Origin of the sequence: Micromonospora sp. DT47 (genome assembly GCF_049844475.1) — a bacterium.
Lineage (GTDB): Bacteria > Actinomycetota > Actinomycetes > Mycobacteriales > Micromonosporaceae > Micromonospora.
The window spans coordinates 146,481-163,561 of record NZ_JBNCLC010000011.1; the positions used below are offsets into that span (position 1 = coordinate 146,481).

Annotated in this window: 15 protein-coding genes; 8 read left to right on the forward strand and 7 right to left on the reverse strand. The window is 73.6% G+C overall.

Features of this window, described 5'->3' with window-relative positions:
• Nucleotides 1-62: 62 nt before the first annotated feature.
• From cobC to cobA, 3 genes are read left to right on the forward strand one after another with little or no spacing between them, the layout of a single operon-like run.
• A complete protein-coding gene (gene cobC, locus ACLQ2U_RS18925) occupies nt 63-1,148 on the forward strand; it encodes an Rv2231c family pyridoxal phosphate-dependent protein CobC (protein WP_425752001.1) in 1,086 nt (361 codons plus the stop codon).
• The gene (gene cobT, locus ACLQ2U_RS18930; RefSeq protein WP_425752061.1) at nt 1,148-2,239 is read left to right on the forward strand and encodes a nicotinate-nucleotide--dimethylbenzimidazole phosphoribosyltransferase; all 1,092 of its coding nucleotides are present in this window, start codon (nt 1,148-1,150) and stop codon (nt 2,237-2,239) included. Before cobC ends, cobT begins: the two co-directional genes overlap by 1 nt.
• Nucleotides 2,236-3,531 carry a uroporphyrinogen-III C-methyltransferase gene (gene cobA / locus ACLQ2U_RS18935; RefSeq protein WP_425752002.1) on the forward strand — a complete coding sequence of 432 codons (1,296 nt, stop codon included), beginning with the start codon at nt 2,236-2,238 and terminating at the stop codon, nt 3,529-3,531. Before cobT ends, cobA begins: the two co-directional genes overlap by 4 nt.
• A 73-nt stretch (nt 3,532-3,604) precedes the next feature.
• Here the strand turns inward: cobA and otsB are convergent, their stop codons facing one another.
• Together otsB and ACLQ2U_RS18945 are read right to left on the reverse strand one after the other, a co-directional pair.
• Nucleotides 3,605-6,166 carry a trehalose-phosphatase gene (gene otsB / locus ACLQ2U_RS18940; RefSeq protein WP_425752062.1) on the reverse strand — a complete coding sequence of 854 codons (2,562 nt, stop codon included), beginning with the start codon at nt 6,164-6,166 and terminating at the stop codon, nt 3,605-3,607.
• A gap of 41 nt (nt 6,167-6,207) precedes the next feature.
• Nucleotides 6,208-7,608 (reverse strand): alpha,alpha-trehalose-phosphate synthase (UDP-forming), encoded by a 1,401-nt coding sequence (locus tag ACLQ2U_RS18945; protein WP_425752003.1) that lies wholly within the window; start codon nt 7,606-7,608, stop codon nt 6,208-6,210.
• 412 nt (nt 7,609-8,020) lie between these two features.
• Here ACLQ2U_RS18945 and ettA point away from each other — a divergent pair, with 412 nt between their 5' ends.
• From ettA to ACLQ2U_RS18965, 4 genes are all read left to right on the forward strand, one after another.
• Nucleotides 8,021-9,697 carry an energy-dependent translational throttle protein EttA gene (gene ettA / locus ACLQ2U_RS18950; RefSeq protein ID WP_425752004.1) on the forward strand — a complete coding sequence of 559 codons (1,677 nt, stop codon included), beginning with the start codon at nt 8,021-8,023 and terminating at the stop codon, nt 9,695-9,697.
• Complete coding sequence (locus tag ACLQ2U_RS18955; protein ID WP_425752005.1) at nt 9,690-10,136, forward strand: acyl-CoA thioesterase; 447 nt, start codon at nt 9,690-9,692, stop codon at nt 10,134-10,136. The genes ettA and ACLQ2U_RS18955 overlap by 8 nt, the downstream gene beginning before the upstream one ends.
• Before the next feature lie 14 nt (nt 10,137-10,150).
• On the forward strand, nt 10,151-10,813 hold the full coding sequence (locus ACLQ2U_RS18960; RefSeq protein WP_425752063.1) for a hypothetical protein: 663 nt from the start codon (nt 10,151-10,153) through the stop codon (nt 10,811-10,813).
• Nucleotides 10,814-10,962: 149 nt separating this feature from the next.
• Nucleotides 10,963-11,547, forward strand: a complete 585-nt coding sequence (locus ACLQ2U_RS18965; protein WP_425752006.1) for a YbjN domain-containing protein — start codon at nt 10,963-10,965, stop codon at nt 11,545-11,547.
• A 51-nt stretch (nt 11,548-11,598) separates the two neighbouring features.
• Here ACLQ2U_RS18965 and ACLQ2U_RS18970 read toward each other — a convergent pair whose 3' ends face one another.
• The 3 genes from ACLQ2U_RS18970 to ACLQ2U_RS18980 all read right to left on the reverse strand — a co-directional run bounded on the left by ACLQ2U_RS18970 (nt 11,599) and on the right by ACLQ2U_RS18980 (nt 14,784).
• Nucleotides 11,599-12,027 (reverse strand): globin, encoded by a 429-nt coding sequence (locus ACLQ2U_RS18970; RefSeq protein ID WP_425752007.1) that lies wholly within the window; start codon nt 12,025-12,027, stop codon nt 11,599-11,601.
• A gap of 63 nt (nt 12,028-12,090) precedes the next feature.
• Nucleotides 12,091-13,479, reverse strand: a complete 1,389-nt coding sequence (locus tag ACLQ2U_RS18975; RefSeq protein WP_425752008.1) for an MFS transporter — start codon at nt 13,477-13,479, stop codon at nt 12,091-12,093.
• Between the two features lie 279 nt (nt 13,480-13,758).
• Entirely contained in the window at nt 13,759-14,784 is a 1,026-nt protein-coding gene (locus tag ACLQ2U_RS18980; protein WP_425752064.1) for a mechanosensitive ion channel family protein, read from the reverse strand.
• Nucleotides 14,785-15,086: 302 nt separating this feature from the next.
• Between ACLQ2U_RS18980 and ACLQ2U_RS18985 the strand changes: the two genes are divergently transcribed.
• Nucleotides 15,087-15,620 carry an HNH endonuclease gene (locus ACLQ2U_RS18985; protein WP_425752009.1) on the forward strand — a complete coding sequence of 178 codons (534 nt, stop codon included), beginning with the start codon at nt 15,087-15,089 and terminating at the stop codon, nt 15,618-15,620.
• Between the two features lie 18 nt (nt 15,621-15,638).
• Here the strand turns inward: ACLQ2U_RS18985 and ACLQ2U_RS18990 are convergent, their stop codons facing one another.
• Nucleotides 15,639-16,460, reverse strand: a complete 822-nt coding sequence (locus tag ACLQ2U_RS18990; RefSeq protein ID WP_425752010.1) for a class F sortase — start codon at nt 16,458-16,460, stop codon at nt 15,639-15,641.
• A 12-nt stretch (nt 16,461-16,472) separates the two neighbouring features.
• A complete protein-coding gene (locus ACLQ2U_RS18995) occupies nt 16,473-16,994 on the reverse strand; it encodes a hypothetical protein (RefSeq protein WP_425752011.1) in 522 nt (173 codons plus the stop codon).
• Between the last annotated feature and the right edge of the window lie 87 nt (nt 16,995-17,081).

Here is a 17,081-nt window from a genome sequence, read left to right on the forward strand (position 1 = left end):
GTGACGCGACCCACGTCGGGATCCGCTGTCCCGTACGGCGGCTTCCCGGCAGGATCACGGACATGCGTGGTCAGCTGATCGAGGTGCCGTCGGGCACCGGGGACGAGCCCGACCTCGGGCATCACGGGGACGCCGAGGCCACCCCGGGCCTGGTCGACCTGGCCGTCAACGTCCGCCGGGACGCCATGCCGGACTGGCTGGCCGACCCGCTCACCGCGTCGCTGGCCGAGCTGGCCGCCTACCCGGACCCCCGTCCGGCCCGGGCCGCCGTCGCCGCCCGGCACGGCCGTCCCCCGGAGGAGGTACTGCTCACCGCTGGCGCCGCCGAGGGCTTCGTGCTGCTCGCCCGGGCGCTGGCCGGGGTACGCCACCCGGTGGTGGTGCACCCCCAGTTCACCGAGCCGGAGGCGGCGCTGCGGGCGGCCGGGCACGCGGTGGACCGGCTGGTCCTCGACCCGGCCGACGGGTTCCGGCTCGACCCGGCCCGGGTGCCGGCCGACGCCGACCTGGTCATGATCGGCAACCCGACCAACCCCACCTCGGTGCTGCACCCCGCCGCCGACCTGGCCGCGCTGGCCCGGCCGGGCCGGGTGCTGGTGGTCGACGAGGCGTTCGCCGACACCACGCTCGCACCGGGGGTCGACGGCGAGCCGGAGTCGCTCGCCGGCCGGCGGGACCTGCCCGGCCTGGTGGTGGTCCGCAGCCTCACCAAGACCTGGGGCCTGGCCGGCCTGCGGATCGGCTACCTGCTCGGCGAGGCCGCGCTGCTGGAGCGGCTCGCCGCCGTCCAACCGCTCTGGGCGGTCTCCACCCCGGCGCTCGCCGCCGCCACCGCCATCGCCACGCCGACCGCGGTCGCCGCCGAGCGCGCGATCGCCGCGCGGCTCGCCGCCGACCGCGACCACCTGGTCGCGCGCCTGTCGGCCCTGCCCGGGGTACGCGTCGCGGGCCGCCCGGCCAGCGCCTTCGTCCTGGTCCATCTGGCCGGCGCCGACCGGGTCCGGGAACTGCTGCGGGAGCGGGGCTGGGCGGTCCGCCGCGGCGACACCTTCCCCGGGCTGGGCCCGGACTGGCTGCGGATCGCGGTCCGCGACCCGGCGACGACCGACGCGTTCACCGAGGTACTGGCGGAGATCCTGGAGGCATGATGCTGGAGACCACGATTGCGGCGATCGGGCCGCTCGACGAGTCGGCGATGGCTGCCGCGCGGGACCTTCAGGGGCGGCTGACCAAGCCGCCCGGCTCCCTCGGCGCCCTGGAGGAGCTCTCCGTACGCCTCGCCGGGCTGGCCGGGTCCTGCCCGCCGCCGCTGCCCGAGCCGGCCGCGGTGGCGATCTTCGCGGGCGACCACGGCGTGCACGCCCAGGGCGTCACCCCGTGGCCGCAGGAGGTCACCGCTCAGATGATCGCCAACTTCCTGGCCGGCGGGGCGGTGGTCAACGCCTTCGCCCGCCAGGCCGGCGCCGCGGTCACCGTGGTCGACGTCGGCGTGGCCACCCCGCTGCCGGTCGACCCGGACGCGGCGACCGGAGCCGACGACGGCGGGGTGACCGGGCCGCGGCTGGTCTGCGCGAACGTCCGCCTCGGCACCCGGGACATGACGGTCACCGCCGCGCTCACCCGGGACGAGGCCCGCACGGCGGTGGAGATCGGCATCCGGATCGCCGGCGAGCTGGTCGACGCCGGGGCGGGCATCCTGCTCACCGGCGACATGGGCATCGGCAACACCACCCCGTCGGCCGCCCTGGTCGCCGCCCTCACCGGCGCGGAGCCGGCGGAGGTCACCGGACGGGGCACCGGGGTGGACGACGAGACGTACCGGCGGAAGGTCGGCGTGGTGCGGACCGCGCTCGACCGGCACCGGCCCGACCCGGCCGACCCGCTGGGCGTGCTGGCCGCCGTCGGCGGCCTGGAGCACGCGGCGCTGGCCGGCCTGATCCTCGGCGCCGCCGCCCGCCGCGTCCCGGTGCTGTTGGACGGCGTGATCGCGGCCAGCGCCGCGCTGGTCGCGGCGGCTCTCACCCCGGACGCGGTCGGCGCGATGGTCGCCGGGCACCGGTCCGCCGAGCCGGGGGCCACCGTGGCGCTGCGCCACCTCGGCCTCGACCCGCTGCTCGACCTCGGCCTGCGCCTCGGCGAGGGCACCGGCGCGCTGCTGGCGCTGCCGGTGGTCACCGGCGCGGTCCGGGTGCTGCACGAGGTGGCCACCTTCGACTCGGCGGGGGTCTCCGAGAAGTGAGCGCCAACCCCTACCCCCTCGGCCTGCGCCTCGCCGGCCGGCGGGTGGTCGTGGTGGGCGGGGGAGCGGTGGCCACCCGACGGGTGCCGGCGCTGCTGGACGCCGGCGCCGACGTCTTCCTCGTCGCCCCGGAGCTGACCCCGGCCCTGCACGCGCAGGCCGACGCCGGTCGGCTGCACTGGGCGCCGCGCCGGTTCGCCCCCGACGACCTGGACGGGGCGTGGCTGGTCCAGGTCGCGGTCGACGACCCGGTCGCCGCCGCGTCGGTCAGCGCCGCCGCCGCCGAGCGCCGGATCTTCTGCGTGCGCGCCGACGACCGCGCGGCCGCCACCGCGTGGACCCCCGCGGTGACCCGGCACGGGGCGGTGACCGTCGCGGTGCTCGGCGGCGGTGACCCGCGCCGGGCGATGACCGTCCGGGACGCGGTACGCGACCTGCTCAACGTCCGGACCGGACTCCCGGCGGAGGAGGGCCCGGACCTGGCCGGACCGGCAGCCGTCCCGGCTGGGCGGACGGTCGCGCCGGGGTCCGGCGGTGCCGGGGCCGCTGCGGCCGCCGGCCCGGTCGGGCGGGTGGCGCTGGTCGGGGCCGGGCCGGGCGACCCGGAGCTGATCACCGTCAAGGGGTGGCGGCTGCTCACCGAGGCGGACGTGGTGGTGGCCGACCGGCTGGTCCCCGGGCTGCTCCTGGACGAGCTGCGCCCCGACGTCGAACTGGTCGACGCCTCGAAGATCCCGTACGGGCCGTCCCGGGCCCAGGAGGAGATCAACCGCATCCTGGTCGACCGGGCGCTGGCCGGCCACGTCGTGGTCCGGCTCAAGGGCGGTGACCCGTACGTCTTCGGTCGGGGCGGGGAGGAGCTGCTGGCCTGCGCCGCGGCCGGCGTGCCGGTGACCGTGGTGCCCGGGGTGACCAGCGCGATCGCCGTACCGGCGGTGGCCGGCGTCCCGGTCACCCACCGGGCGGTGGCGCACGAGTTCACCGTCGTCTCCGGCCACGTCGCCCCGGACTCGCCGGCCTCGCTGGTCAGCTGGCCGGCGCTGGCCGGGTTGCGCGGCACCCTGGTCGTCCTGATGGGGCTGAAGAACCTGGCCGCCATCACCGCCACGCTGGCCGCCCACGGCCGGGACCCGGCCACCCCGGTCGCCGTCGTGCAGGAGGGGACGACCGGCGCCCAGCGGACGCTCCGCTCGACGCTGGGCGAGGTGGCCGCCGACGTGGTCGCGGCGGGCCTCCGCCCGCCCGCGATCGTGGTGATCGGCGACGTGGTCGGCGCGCTCGACGCCTCCTGAACGACTCCCTGACGCCGATGTGGCGGTGTCCCGGTCAGCCGGACACCGCCACATCGGCGAAACGGAGCTGGCGCTAATGCTTGAGCATGTTGTCCAGGAGCAGGGCGCAGCGGATCAGGCCGAGGTGGCTGTACGCCTGCGGGTGGTTGCCCAGGCCGCGCTCGGCGAGCGGGTCGTACTGCTCGGGGAGCAGCCCGGTCGGGCCCGCCGTGTCGATCATCTGGATGAACAGCTCCTCCGCGTCGGTGCGGCGGCCGGTGCGCAGGTACGCCTCGACCAGCCACGCCGTGCAGATGTGGAAGCCGCCCTCCCGGCCGGGCAGGCCGTCGTCCCAGTGGTACCGGTAGACGACCGGGCCGCTGCGCAGATCCGCCTCGATCTTGAGCACGGTGGAGAGGAAGCGCGGGTCGTCGCCGGGGAGCAGCCCGGATATGCCGATCCAGAGCGAGGAGGCGTCCATGTCCTCGTGGCCGTACGCGACGCTGTACGCCTCCGCGTGCTCGTGCCAGCCGTACTCCAGCACGTTGGCGCCGATCCGGTCGCGCAGCTCCACCCACTCCGGCCGGTCCTCGCCGCCGTGCTGGCGCACCACGTGCAGCGCCCGGTCGACGGTCATCCAGCACATCACCTTCGAGAAGATGTGGTGCCGCGGGGGGAGGCGGGCCTCCCAGATGCCGTGGTCGGGCTCGTGCCAGCGGCGGCGGACCGCCTCGACCATGTTTTCCAGCACCCGCCACTCGTCCTCGCGCACCGAGCCGCGGGCGTCGGCCACGGCTGCGATCAGGTCGGCGATCGGGCCGAAGACGTCCAGCTGGAGCTGGTGGTTGGCGAGGTTGCCGACCCGGACGGGCCGGGAGCCGGCGTAGCCGGGCAGGGTGTCGATGACCGCCTCGGCGCCCAGCTCGTAACCGTCGACCGTGTAGAGCGGGTGCAGTCGCTCCGGGTGGCCGCCGGTGCGCTCGATGCAGCCGTCCACCCAGCGCAGCAGCGCCTCGGCCTCCTCGACCGAGCCGAGGTCGACCAGCGCGCGGGCGGTCATCGCCGCGTCCCGCAGCCAGCAGTAGCGGTAGTCCCAGTTCCGGACGCCGCCCAGCTCCTCCGGCAGTGAGGTGGTCGCGGCGGCCAGGATCGACCCCGTCGCCTCGTGGCAGAGACCGCGCAGCGTGAGCGCGCTGCGGGCGACCAGGTCACGGGCGGTGGCCGGCAGCCGCAGCGAGGCCACCCAGTCCTTCCACGGCTGCTCGGCCGCGGCCTGGCGCTCGTGGATCGGGACGGCGTGGTGCTCCAGGCTGTGGGTGCCGAAGCGCAGCTCCAACACGACCTGCCCGCCGGCGGCGGAGAGGTCGACCACCGCGCGGGCGGCTTCGTACCCGCCGTCGTTGCTGACCTCCCACTCGACGCCGGGGGCGTAGAGCGAGACCGGCTCGTTGGAGCCGAGCACCAGCAGGCCGTCGTCGAGCGGTTGCAGCTGCACCGCGACCTGGCCGAACTCGGGCCGCGGGGCGAACTCGACCCGGGCGCGGCCGGAGCCGGTGAGCACCCGCACGAGGGTGGAGTCGCCGGTGATGATCGCCGGGCCGTCGGGGGTGGTCTCCCGGGCCGGCAGGTCCAGCCAGTCGGTGACGGTCAGGCCCGACCAGCGGGTCTCCACGGTCATGGTCCCGCTGCGGTAGCGCTGCCCCAGCGGGATGCCGCCCCGCTGCGGGGCGACGCTGAAGTGGCCGGCCGGGCTGCCGCCGACCAGGTCGGCGAAGATCGCGGCCGAGTCCGGCTTGGGGTGGCAGAGCCAGCTGACCTTGGCCTCGGGGGTGAGCAGGGCGACTGTACGGCCGTTGGCCAGCATCGAGTGCCGCTCGATCGGCACGGCCCGCTCGCCGAAGAGCCAGTGCCGGCGGGTCTCCAGCAGCAGCCCGAGCGCCCGGGCGGCCTCGATGGGCTCGCCGACCCGGTATTGCGCCTGGGTGTCGCCGGGGCCGATCTTGATGCCGACGTCCGGGCCGTGCAGGTTGCCGAAGGCGTTCTCGTCGGTGACGTCGTCGCCGATGAAGAGCACCGCGCTGGCCGAGAGCTGGGTGCGCAGCTGGTCGACCGCGGTGCCCTTGTGGGTGGCGACCACGGACAGCTCGATCACCTCCTTGCCCTGGGTGACGGTGACGTCCTCCCAGGTGGCGGGGCCGCTGCGGACCGCCTCGATGGTCGCCGCGGCGACCTGCGGGTCGACGCCGCGGGTGTGCACCGCGACGCTGGCCGGCTTGCGCTCCAGGCGTACGCCGGGGTGCTCGGCGGCGATCTCGCGCAGCGCGTCGCGCAGCCGGGTGCGAACGGCGACCAGCTCGGGGGAGAGCCGCTCGACGAAGCCGATGTCGAACTCGGAGCCGTGGCTGCCGACCAGGTGGACCTCGCTGGGCAGCCGGGAGAGGGCGGCCAGGTCGCGCAGGGCCCGGCCGGAGACCACCGCGACGGTGGTCTGCGGCAGCGCGGCGAGCGCGCGGACCGCGGCCACCGACTCGGGCAGCGGGACGGCCTTGCTCGGGTCCTCGACGATCGGCGCGAGGGTGCCGTCGTAGTCGCAGGCGACCAGGAGCTGGGGGACCCGCGCGATCCGCCCGATGGCGGCCCGCAGCTCCGGGTCCATCGTTCCCGCGGCGGGGGTGACGATGTCGGTGGGGGTGGCGTTCACGCGGCCTCCGTCCCGGGCGTGCCGAGCTCGCTGAGGAACGACTTCGCCCAGTGCCCCACGTCATGGGCGCGCAGGTGACGTTGCATGATCCGCATGCGTCGACGGGCCTCCGGCTTCTCCACGTGTACGGCCCGCAGCAGGGCGTCCTTGACCGCGTCGGGGTCGTGCGGGTTGCACAGGAACGCCTGGCGCAGCTCGGTGGCGGCGCCGGCGAACTCACTGAGCACGAGCGCGCCGCCCTGGTCGGCGCGCGATGCCACGTACTCCTTGGCCACCAGATTCATTCCGTCTCGCAGCGGGGTCACCATCATCACGTCGGCCGCGACGTACATCGCCGCCAGTTCGGAGCGACTGTACGACTGATGCAGATAATGCACCGCCGGCACCCCGACCCGTCCGAATTCGCCATTAATCCGACCAACTTCGCGTTCCACCTTGACGCGAAGTGCCTGGTAGTGCTCCACGCGCTCCCGGCTCGGCGTGGCCACCTGCACCATGACGGCGTCCGGAACTGTCAACTTTCCGTCAGCGAGGAGTTCCCGGAAGGCCTTCAGCCGGAGCTCGATGCCCTTGGTGTAGTCCAGCCGGTCCACGCCGAGGATGATCGTCTTCGGGTTGCCCAGCTCCTCGCGGATCTGCTTGGCCCGGGCCTGGATCGCCGGGTCCTCGGCCAGCCGCTCCATCTCCCGGGTGTCGATGGAGATCGGGAAGGCGCCGGCCTTCACGTGCCGGCCGTCCACCTGGATCATCTGGCCCTCGTAGCGCAGGCCGAGCAGGTGCCGGGCCAGCCGGACGAAGTTCTGCGCGGCCAGCCGCTGCTGGAAGCCGACCAGGTCGGAGCCGAGCAGGCCGCGCAGGATCTCGGTGCGGAACGGCATCTGCATGAACAGCTCGATCGGCGGGAACGGGATGTGCAGGAAGAAGCCGATCTTCAGGTCCGGCCGGAGCTCGCGGAGCATCGACGGGACCAGCTGGAGCTGGTAGTCCTGCACCCAGACCGTCGCGCCCTCCGCGGCGACGTCCGCCGCGGCCTCCGCGAACCGCGCGTTGACCAGGCGGTACGCCTCGCGCCAGCGGCGCTTGTAGGCCGGCGTCTCCACGGCGTCGTGGTAGAGCGGCCAGATCGTCGCGTTGGACTGGCCCTCGTAGTACCGCTCCAGTTCCTCGGCGCTCAGCGGCACCGGGTGCAGCCGGATGCCCTCCAGGTCGAACGGCTCGGGCGCGGGGCCGGTGCCGCCGGCCCAGCCGACCCAGGTTCCCCGTTGCTCGGCGAGGACGGGGTGCAGCGCGGTGACCAGCCCGCCCGGGCTGCGTCGCCACTGCCGTCCCTCGGGTGTGCTCACCTCGTCGACGGGCAGTCGGTTCGCCACTACGACAAAGGAGCTACGGACGGTCACGATCGGCCACCTCCGGGTGCTGTCGGGTCCACCGCGATGAGCGTACTGAGCGTAGCTGCGGCGTCTGAGGCCCCGTGCCGGAGTTCCCTACCCGTCCCACGGTTGCTGAACCACGTTCGTGATCTTGTCGACATTCCCTGGTCAGAGGCCACTCCTTCGGCAGCACCTCGCCGAGCGGGCTTTCGTCGGTCCGTCATGATCGGGACGAGCGGCCGGTTGGGGGCACGCGCTGGCGACGCGACTCGCCGGCGTACCCCTCGGGGCGGGGTGATGTGGGCGAGGCGGGCCGTACCTGTCAGGATTGACGATGGCGTGCGCGCGGCCGGCCCCCGGCCGGCGGCGGGCGGAAGTCGCAGCCCGCGCCCGCGCTCCGCAAGATCCGCGATCGCAACCTACGGAGGTAGCCCGCACCGTGGCCCAGTTCATCTACGTCCTGGAAAAGGCGCGCAAGGCGCACGGCGACAAGGTCGTGCTCGACAACGTGACGCTGAACTTCCTGCCGGGGGCCAAGATCGGTGTGGTCGGTCCGAACGGCGCCGGTAAGTCCAGCCTCCTCAAGATCATGGCAGGGTGGGACCGGCCGAGCAACGGCGAGGCCCGGCTGATGCCCGGCTACACCGTCGGCATGCTCGCCCAGGAGCCCGCGCTCAACGACGCCAAGACCGTCCTCGGCAACGTCGAGGAGGCGGTCGCCGAGACCAAGGCCAAGCTGGAGCGGTTCAACAAGATCGCCGAGCAGATGGCCACCGACTACTCGGACGAGCTGATGGAGGAGATGGGCAAGCTCCAGGAGGAGCTGGACCACCTCGACGCCTGGGACATCGACTCCAAGCTCGAACTGGCCATGGACGCGCTGCGCTGCCCGCCGCCGGACGCCGACGTCACCCAGCTCTCCGGTGGTGAGCGCCGCCGGGTCGCGCTCTGCAAGCTGCTGCTCGAGGCCCCCGACCTGCTGCTGCTCGACGAGCCGACCAACCACCTGGACGCGGAGAGCGTCTCCTGGCTGGAGCAGCACCTGGCCAAGTACGCCGGCACCGTGATGGCGATCACCCACGACCGGTACTTCCTGGACAACGTGGCCAACTGGATCCTGGAGCTGGACCGCGGCCGGACCTACCCGTACGAGGGCAACTACTCCACCTACCTGGAGAAGAAGGCCGCCCGGCTCTCCGTCGAGGGTCGCCGGGACGTCAAGATGAAGAAGCGCCTCACCGACGAGCTGGAGTGGGTCCGCTCCAACGCCAAGGCCCGCCAGACCAAGTCCAAGGCCCGGCTCGACCGGTACGACGAGATGGCCGCAGAGGCGGAGAAGACCCGGAAGCTGGACTTCGAGGAGATCCAGATCCCGCCGGGCCCGCGGCTGGGCAGCACGGTGATCGAGGCGCACGACCTGACCAAGGCGTTCGGCGACCGGGTGCTGATCGACAACCTCAGCTTCTCGCTGCCGCGCAACGGCATCGTCGGCATCATCGGTCCGAACGGCGTCGGCAAGACCACCCTGTTCAAGACCATCGTCGGGCTGGAGCAGCCGACCGACGGCCGGGTCCGGGTCGGCGAGACCGTCTCCCTGTCGTACGTCGACCAGAGCCGGGCCGGCCTGGCCGGTGACAAGACGGTCTGGGAGACGGTCTCCGACGGGCTGGACCACCTGATGGTGGGCAAGGTCGAGATGCCGTCCCGGGCGTACATCGCGGCGTTCGGCTTCAAGGGGCCGGACCAGCAGAAGCCGACCAAGGTGCTCTCCGGTGGCGAGCGGAACCGGCTCAACCTGGCGCTGACGCTGAAGATCGGCGGCAACGCGATCCTGCTCGACGAGCCGACGAACGACCTGGACGTGGAGACCCTCTCCAGCCTGGAGAACGCACTGCTGGAGTTCCCCGGCTGCGCCGTGGTCATCTCCCACGACCGGATGTTCCTGGACCGGGTCGCCACGCACATCCTGGCCTGGGAGGGCGACGACCAGAACCCGGCGAAGTGGTTCTGGTTCGAGGGCAACTTCGAGGCGTACGAGAAGAACAAGATCGACCGGCTCGGCGCCGAGGCCGCCCGTCCGCACCGGGTGACCTACCGCAAGCTGACCCGTGACTGACCGGTTCGTCTACCACTGCACGCTGCGCTGGTCCGACCTGGACGCGTACGGCCACGTCAACAACTCGCGCTTCCTCACCCTGTACGAGGAGGCGCGGGTGGCGTTGATGTTCGCCGGCGGCCGGGCGTGGGGAGTGGGCTCGTTCGCCGACGGGGTGGTCATCCGCCGGCACGAGGTCGACTACCTGCGCCCGGTCGACTACGCGCTCGGCCGGGCCACCGCCGAGGCGGCCCCGACCGTCCGCATCGAGCTGTGGGTGGAGGCCATCCGGGCCGCCTCGTTCACCGTCGCCTACGAGCTGTACGACGGTGACGTGCTGGCCAGTCGGGCGCGTTCGGTGCTGGTCCCGTTCGACCTGTCCCGCAAGCTGCCCCGGCGGATCAGCGACGACGAGCGGGCCTTCCTGCTGTCGTACGCCCCCGCCGGCGGGGCGGCGTGAGCGGCGCGCCGGCCGTGACCGGGCACGGGCTGACCGGAGTGGCCGACGCGGGCGCCTTCCTGGCCCGGCTGGTCCGGTTCGACCCGGCCACCGTGGTCCGGCTCCGCCCGGTCGAGGGCGCCGGCCGTACCGCGCTCTGGGCCCGGCTGCCGTGGGACGTGCTGGTGGTCCGTACGGTGGCCGGCGTCACCCCGGCCGACGTCACGGTCGGCGCGGCCGACCTGCTGGCCCAGCTGGAGGCGGCCGGCGGCGCGCTGCCGCCCCGCCGGGACGCGCAGTGGCGCTGGCCGCTGCCGCCCCCGGCGAGCCGACGGGTGGAGCTGATCCCGGCGGCGGAGCTGCGGCGGATCGCCGAGGCGGCGGCCGGCACCCTGCGCACCGCGGCCACGCACGGGGTGGCCGGGCGCGCGGTGGGGCAGCGGGTGCTCCGGGACGCGTTGCTCGACCACGTGGCGGTGACGGTCAGCCCGGACGATCCGCCGGGGGAGCCGGTGGAGGTGACCCAACGTCTGGTCCAGGGGGTCGTCCGGATGGGCTTCGTCGGCCCGGCCGGGGCGGTGACCGGTGGCGCCGACGACGTCCAGGTGCGGGTGGCCGGACGATGGGTCGGCCTGGTGGGACCATACGGAGCGGCATGGTCGCGGATCGTCTCGGAACTCACAATCCGACCGACGTAGGGTCGTCCGAAAGTATGACCCGTGGTCATTCTTCTGGCCCGGGGCTGTCGTTGGGGGGGTGCTTCAACCCGGCTGTCCGGGTACCGTCCATCCTCGGATCCAACGCACCGTAGGCGTCTGGATCCGCTGGGGAGTGAGGTGCGCGAGCGATGCCGTGGTGGTCATGGCGCCCTGGTCCCGCCGGTGGCGGCGACCCGGAAACTCGAAGCGGGATCACAGTGGACAGCACCGTCCGGGTCGGACCGCCGGCCCCCCGTCAGCCGGGGGACGACTCTCCCGCCGCCGACCGGTCCGTGATCACGGACATGCCGGTCACCGTCGAGCCGGTCACCCTGCGCCGGGTCTGTGACGCGCTGGACCTGCTCGACGTGCGGTATCTGGCCGACGGGGACGGCAACCTGCTGGCCATGTGGGAGCGGCACGCGGTGCTGGTCACCCTGGAGGGCCCGGAGGACGAGATCCTGGTCATGCGGGCCCGTCCACACGCGACCGTGCCGCCGGACTGGGTCGACCGGGCCTACCGGGTGGTCAACGAGTGGAACCACACCCGCCGGTTCTGCAAGGCCTACATCGGGGACCCGACCGAGCGCGGTCAGCTGCCCATCTACGCCGAGTTGCAGGTGCCGCTCGGCGCGGGCACGCACGACGCGCTGCTGGTCGAGATGCTCGACTGCGGAGCCGCCGTGGCGACCACGTTCGTGGACTGGCTGCACGACGAGGGCGCGCTGCTCTGAGCGGCCGCGGCGCCGGCCCCCGCCACGTCAGGTGGCGCGGGCGGGTGCCGCTCAGGCGCCCTCGGCCGGGTCCTCCGGCACGTTCACCATGAAGTAGGCGGCGCGCTCCAGGTAGTCCCAGAGCGCTGCGGCGATCTCCGGCGGCAGGTCCAGCCGGTCGACCGCCCGCCGCATGTGGTGCAGCCAGGCGTCCCGTTCGGCCGCGCCGATCCGGAACGGGGCGTGCCGCATGCGCAGCCGCGGGTGCCCACGCTGCGCGGAGTAGGTGTTCGGGCCGCCCCAGTACTGCATGAGGAAGAGCGTGAACCGGTCAGCGGCCGGGCCGAGATCCTCTTCGGGGTACATCGGCCGCAGCAGCGGATCGGTGGCGACGCCGGCATAGAACTCGTCGACCAGCTTCCGGAAGGTCGGCTCGCCGCCGACCGCCTCGAAGAGGGTCTTCGACGCACCGGGCCGGTCGGACTCAGCTGCGGGATTCACCGTTCCATCCTGCCAGGTGCCGCACCGGGTCGACCGGCGCGTACCGGCCGGGACGGCTGCCGATCACGTCACAGCGTGGCTGCGGCTGCGCTCGCCCGGCGCCCGGTCGGGCTGGCCCGGTCGGGGCCGTGCCCCCGCGGGGGTGCGCGCCCGGTCCTCCGGCACGGGCGAGCCGTTGGCCCGTTCGGCTGCCTCGACCGCCGTGTCGACCGTCGCCCCGTCCGGCCAGCGCAGCGCCGTGGCCAGCATCAGCAGCACCCCGGCCGCGCTCCACAACCCGACCACCATCGGCACCGAGAAGCGGTCGGCGAGCAGCCCGGTGATCAGTACCGCGGCGCCCTGGATCACCTGGACGCCGGTGGCCATCACGCCGAAGGCCCGGGCCCGGTAGCCGTTCGGCAGTGCCCGGACGAAGAGCCCGTTGGCCGTCGGCAGCATTCCGGCGACCGCGAAGCCGCAGGCGGCCGCCAGCAGGGCCACCACCGTCGGTGGCGGGTCGAGCAGCGCGGGCACCAGCACCAGTGGGGCCGCCACCGCCAGTGGCCGCAGCAGGGCGAGCCGGCGGGCCGGCGTGAAGAACCGGCCGACCAGCAGCCCACCGAGGATGTACCCGGCCGGGTTGGCGGCCATGATGACGGCCTGCGCGAGGCCGGTGCCGAGACCGTCTTCGGAGCGCTCGCCCGCCCAGGCGGCGGCGAGGCCCTCCGGGACGATCGAGAAGAGCATCGCGCTGAACACCAGCACGGCGATCGCCCGCAGGACCGGGGTGCCGAAGACGATCCGGAAGCCCTCCCCGGTCTCCCGCAGCAGGTGGCTGCGGTGCGTCTCGCGCATCGCCGGCTCCCGGTCCCGGACGCCGAGGCGGACCAGCACGGCCGAGACGGCGAAGGTGGCCGCGTTCAGCAGCAGCGCCACCGCCGGGCTGAAGGCCGCCACCGCGGCGCCGACGAGGTAACCGACGACTTGTGCGGCCTGACCGACGCTGGCGTTCAGCGACAGCCCGAGCACCAGCCGGTCGCCGGTGAGGATCACCGGCAGCAGCGCCGACCTGGCGGCCTGACTGGGCGGGTTGGCCAGGGTGGTGGCGAAGAGCAGCGCCATGATCGCCCAGACCGGCATGTCCGGCACGGCGATCAGCGCCGTCAGCGCCATCCGCACCAGGTCGCACGCCACCATGACCTGCCGGTAGCGGTGTCGCTCGGCCAGCGCCGCGAGCAGCGGCCCGCCGACGAGCCAGGGCAGGTAGCTCACCGCGAAGGCAGCGGCGGAGAGCGTGACCGACCCGTCGGTCTGCTGGTAGACGAGCACGGTGACGGCCGCCTTGGCGACGTAGTCACCGACCCAGGAGAGCGCGCTGGCCGCGAAGACCGCCCGGTACTCGCTCTGGCCGAACACCTCACGGAAGGTGGCCTGCCGGCCCGGGGAGGGTCGCTCGGACACCGTCGCCTCCATCGTGCCCCGGCACCGACCGCTCGTGACGGCCCGGCGGGACCCCGTCGTCAGATCTACGGATCAGCGAGGATTCGATGACACTCCGGCGGGAGCGCCGTGCACCGGATTCTGCCCGATAGTCTGACAACTGGCTAGGGCGAACGGATCGATCGTCGCATCTCCGACTGAACGAACGGACGATACCCGAGGGGCCATGCGGTCCGCGACCCCCGGATTTCAGACCGGGGTGGCCGGGGCTTCACCGGCAGGTCAGGTGGCACCGGCAGGCATCCGGACCCGTCAGGTCGCGCCGCCCTGGTCCGTGCCGGGGCCGGCGCCGGTCTGCGGCGGCAGCCCGGGATAGCGCCGGGCGGCCGCGATGCGGGCGGTGATCCCGGAGTTCTCCAGCGCCTCGGCCAGCCGGCGGCGCAGCTCGCGGCCGACCGCGAACTGCCCGTCCGCGGTCGTCTTGACGATCGTCCGGATCACCGCCCCGTCCACCGTCATCTGCTCGACGCCGAGCACCTCGGGCGGCTCGACGATCTCCGGGGCGAGCTCCGGGTCCATCGCGACCGAGGCTGCCGCGGTCCGCAGCACCGCGTTCGCCTCCTCGGTGCCGGCGAACCCGATCGGCAGGTCCACCACGACCAGCGCCCAGCCCTGGCTCTTGTTGCCGACCCGGATGATCTCGCCGTTGCGGATGTACCAGAGCACCCCGCGCCCGTCGCGGACCGTGGTGACCCGCAGCCCCACCGCCTCGACCACGCCGGTCGCCTCACCCAGGTCGACCGTGTCACCGACGCCGTACTGGTCCTCGATGAGCATGAACAGGCCGGCGATCAGGTCCTTGACCAGGCTCTGCGCGCCGAAGCCGAGGGCCACGCCGGCGATCCCTGCGCTGGCCAGCAGCGGGGCCAGGTCGAAGCTGAACTCGCGCAGGACCATCAGCAGCGCGATGCCGAAGACGAACGCGGTGACCACGCTGCGCAACACCGAGCCGATCGCCGCGGCCCGCTGCCGCCGCCGTTCCGGTACGAACTCCTCGGGGCTGAGCGCGGCGGACGGGATCCGCTCGCGCAGCGGCCGGAGCATGGTCGGCACCGCGCCCTCGGTGGTGGTGCGGACGAGCCGGTTGATCATCCGGTGCAGCGCCCAGCGGGCGGCGACCGCCAGCAGCAGGATCACCAGGACCCGCAGCGGCTTCAGCAGGATCCAGTAGCTGCCCTCCGCGAGCCAGACCGATTCGGTCGCGTCCAGCACGATCATGCACAGGGGTTCGTCCAGGCAGTCCTGGGACGGCGACGGGCTCGGCTGGGCGAGGAACATCAGGTTGGCGGCGCTCACCCTGCCTTCGTACCGCACCGGGCCGGGCCGGGCACCGCCGACCCTCCGGCCGTCCGACCGGCGCGACTCCCCATGATCACCGGTTGGTAGCCGGAGATCTTCACACGGTCGGAGAAAGCTTCACGTGGGACCCCGGATTAGTACGTGCAATCCGGGGTCTTATCAGGGACTATTGGCGCAACGGACGTCGGTGATCCCGCCGGCGTCGGTCGTGGTTCCCGGCTGGGCGGGGCCCGGCCGGCGTGGCCAGCGGTGGGAGCGGCTGGACCGGGAGGGTGAGCACGATGCCTGACATACGACCCACGGTGGGCTCCGGCGCGCTGGTTCTCAACGCCACCTACGAGCCGCTGTGTGTCGTGTCGGTGCGTCGCGCCGCCATCCTCGTTCTCTCCGCCAAGGCCATCTGCGTCGCCGACGGCGACGGCGTCCTGCACAGCGCCCGGGACGCGCTTCCGGTCCCCTCGGTGGTCCGATTAACCCGTTTCGTCCGGGTGCCGTACCGAACCCACGTCGGGCTCTCCCGCCGGGCTATCTTCGCCCGGGACGGCTGGCGCTGCGCGTACTGCCGCGGTCCGGCCGAGACCATCGACCACGTCTTTCCGCGCAGCCGGGGCGGCCGGCACGCCTGGGAGAACGTGGTCGCCGCCTGCGCCCGGTGCAACCACACCAAGGGCGACAAGACCCCGGCCGAGCTGGGCTGGCGGCTGCACTGCCTGCCCGCGGCCCCGAAGGGCACGGCCTGGCGGGTGCTCGGGCACCGGGCCCCCGACCCGCGCTGGGCGGACTGGCTCGACCTGCGCGAGCCCGAGGCAGCCTGACCGGACGGCCGCCGGCTGTCACCCGTCGCGGGCCTTGACCAGCGAGGCGTAGACCACCACGTTGTCCGCGTAGCCGGTCTGACCGCCCACCCACCGGCCGCCGCAGGTGATCAGTCGCAGGTTGGGCCGGCTGAAGTCGCCGAAGATCTCGTCCACCGGCAGCCGGTCCTTGCCGTAGCGCTCCACCTGGTCGACCTCGAAGACGGCCACCTTGCGGTCCTCCCGGGTCACCTCGACGGTGTCCCCGGCGCGCAGCTCCTTGAGCCCGTGGAAGACCGCCGGCCCGGTGCTGGTGTCCACGTGCCCGACGATCACCGCCGGGCCGTACTGGCCGGGGGTGGGGCCCTGGTCGTACCAGCCGGCCTCCTGGGCGCGGGCCACGTCCGGCACCGCGATGCTGCCGTCGGGGGCGATGCCGACGTGGTGCACCGGCGCCCGCAGGTCGATCGAGGAGATCGCGATCCGGGTCGGCGGGCTGCCCGGCAGCACCGGGAACTTCTTCGGCGGCGGCCGCAGGCCGGCGATGAACCGGTCCGGCAGCACGCTCAGGCCGGTGACCCGCTCGACCCCGAGCATCGCCACGATCAGCACCATCAGGGTGCCGATCACCAGCACCGGGACACCCGGGCTCCGACCGCCGTACCGGCCGCCCGCGGTCGTCCGGCGCGGCGCCTGGCGTACCGGGCGGGCGTGGGCGACCGGGTCGGCGGTGGCGACGCTCGCGGAGAAGGCCTGGCCGGCCACCCGGCGGAACCGGCCGGCCGCCCGGGCCGCGAGCCGGGCCGCGGCGCGGACCCGGTCCCCACCCGACTGCGGCGTCAGGGTGCGTCGGCGGGCCATGGCGGCGGTCGGTCAGGCGCCGGTCCCGGTCCGTCGGCGTCCCCCGCCGAAGACCCCGAGGCCGGCCACCACGGCGACCACGGCCAGACCGCCGATCAGCAGCAGCGATCCGGCGCCGCGGCCCGCGGTGCCGCCGCCCCCGGTCGCCGGGCCCTTGCTCGGCTGCGCCATGTTGAGCACGGTCAGCACCGTGGACGCGGTGTTGCCGTTGGAGCAGCGCAGGTCGACCGGGTAGTCCCCGGGCTGCTTGTTGCCCGGGATGGTCACCGCCCCGGTCAGGAAGCCGTCCTTCGGCCGCAGCATCACCCGCCCGAAGGCGTCCGAGTGCACGTCGGCCTGCCGGTTGTTGGCGTTGTCGCAGCTGGCCCGGATGCTGACCCGGGTGCCGGCCTGCGCGCTGTTCGGCGTGACCTCCACGAAGACGTTCTCGCCGGCCTGAGCCGGCGTTACCGTGGCCAGCACGAATGCCCCGACCAGGGCGAACGTTGCCAACACGGCCGAAAAGGCACGGTGGTACGCGCTGAGACCCCGCATGATTCCCCCCTCCCGGCGACGATTCGCCGGAATCCTGCGACGGGTGTCCGGGCCTGCATTCCCGCTGGCCCGGGGGCAAACCCGGCG

Excerpts from the sequence above, each read along its gene's own strand:
- ACLQ2U_RS18995 (WP_425752011.1), bottom strand. The coding sequence starts at position 16,994 with ATGCGGGGTCTCAGCGCGTACCACCGTGCCTTTTCGGCCGTGTTGGCA.
- ACLQ2U_RS18980 (WP_425752064.1), bottom strand. The coding sequence starts at position 14,784 with ATGTTCCTCGCCCAGCCGAGCCCGTCGCCGTCCCAGGACTGCCTGGAC.
- ACLQ2U_RS18975 (WP_425752008.1), bottom strand. The coding sequence starts at position 13,479 with ATGGAGGCGACGGTGTCCGAGCGACCCTCCCCGGGCCGGCAGGCCACC.
- ACLQ2U_RS18965 (WP_425752006.1), top strand. The coding sequence starts at position 10,963 with ATGCCGTGGTGGTCATGGCGCCCTGGTCCCGCCGGTGGCGGCGACCCG.
- otsB (WP_425752062.1), bottom strand. The coding sequence starts at position 6,166 with ATGGACCCGGAGCTGCGGGCCGCCATCGGGCGGATCGCGCGGGTCCCC.
- cobT (WP_425752061.1), top strand. The coding sequence starts at position 1,148 with ATGCTGGAGACCACGATTGCGGCGATCGGGCCGCTCGACGAGTCGGCG.
- ACLQ2U_RS18990 (WP_425752010.1), bottom strand. The coding sequence starts at position 16,460 with ATGGCCCGCCGACGCACCCTGACGCCGCAGTCGGGTGGGGACCGGGTC.
- cobC (WP_425752001.1), top strand. The coding sequence starts at position 63 with ATGCGTGGTCAGCTGATCGAGGTGCCGTCGGGCACCGGGGACGAGCCC.
- ACLQ2U_RS18985 (WP_425752009.1), top strand. The coding sequence starts at position 15,087 with ATGCCTGACATACGACCCACGGTGGGCTCCGGCGCGCTGGTTCTCAAC.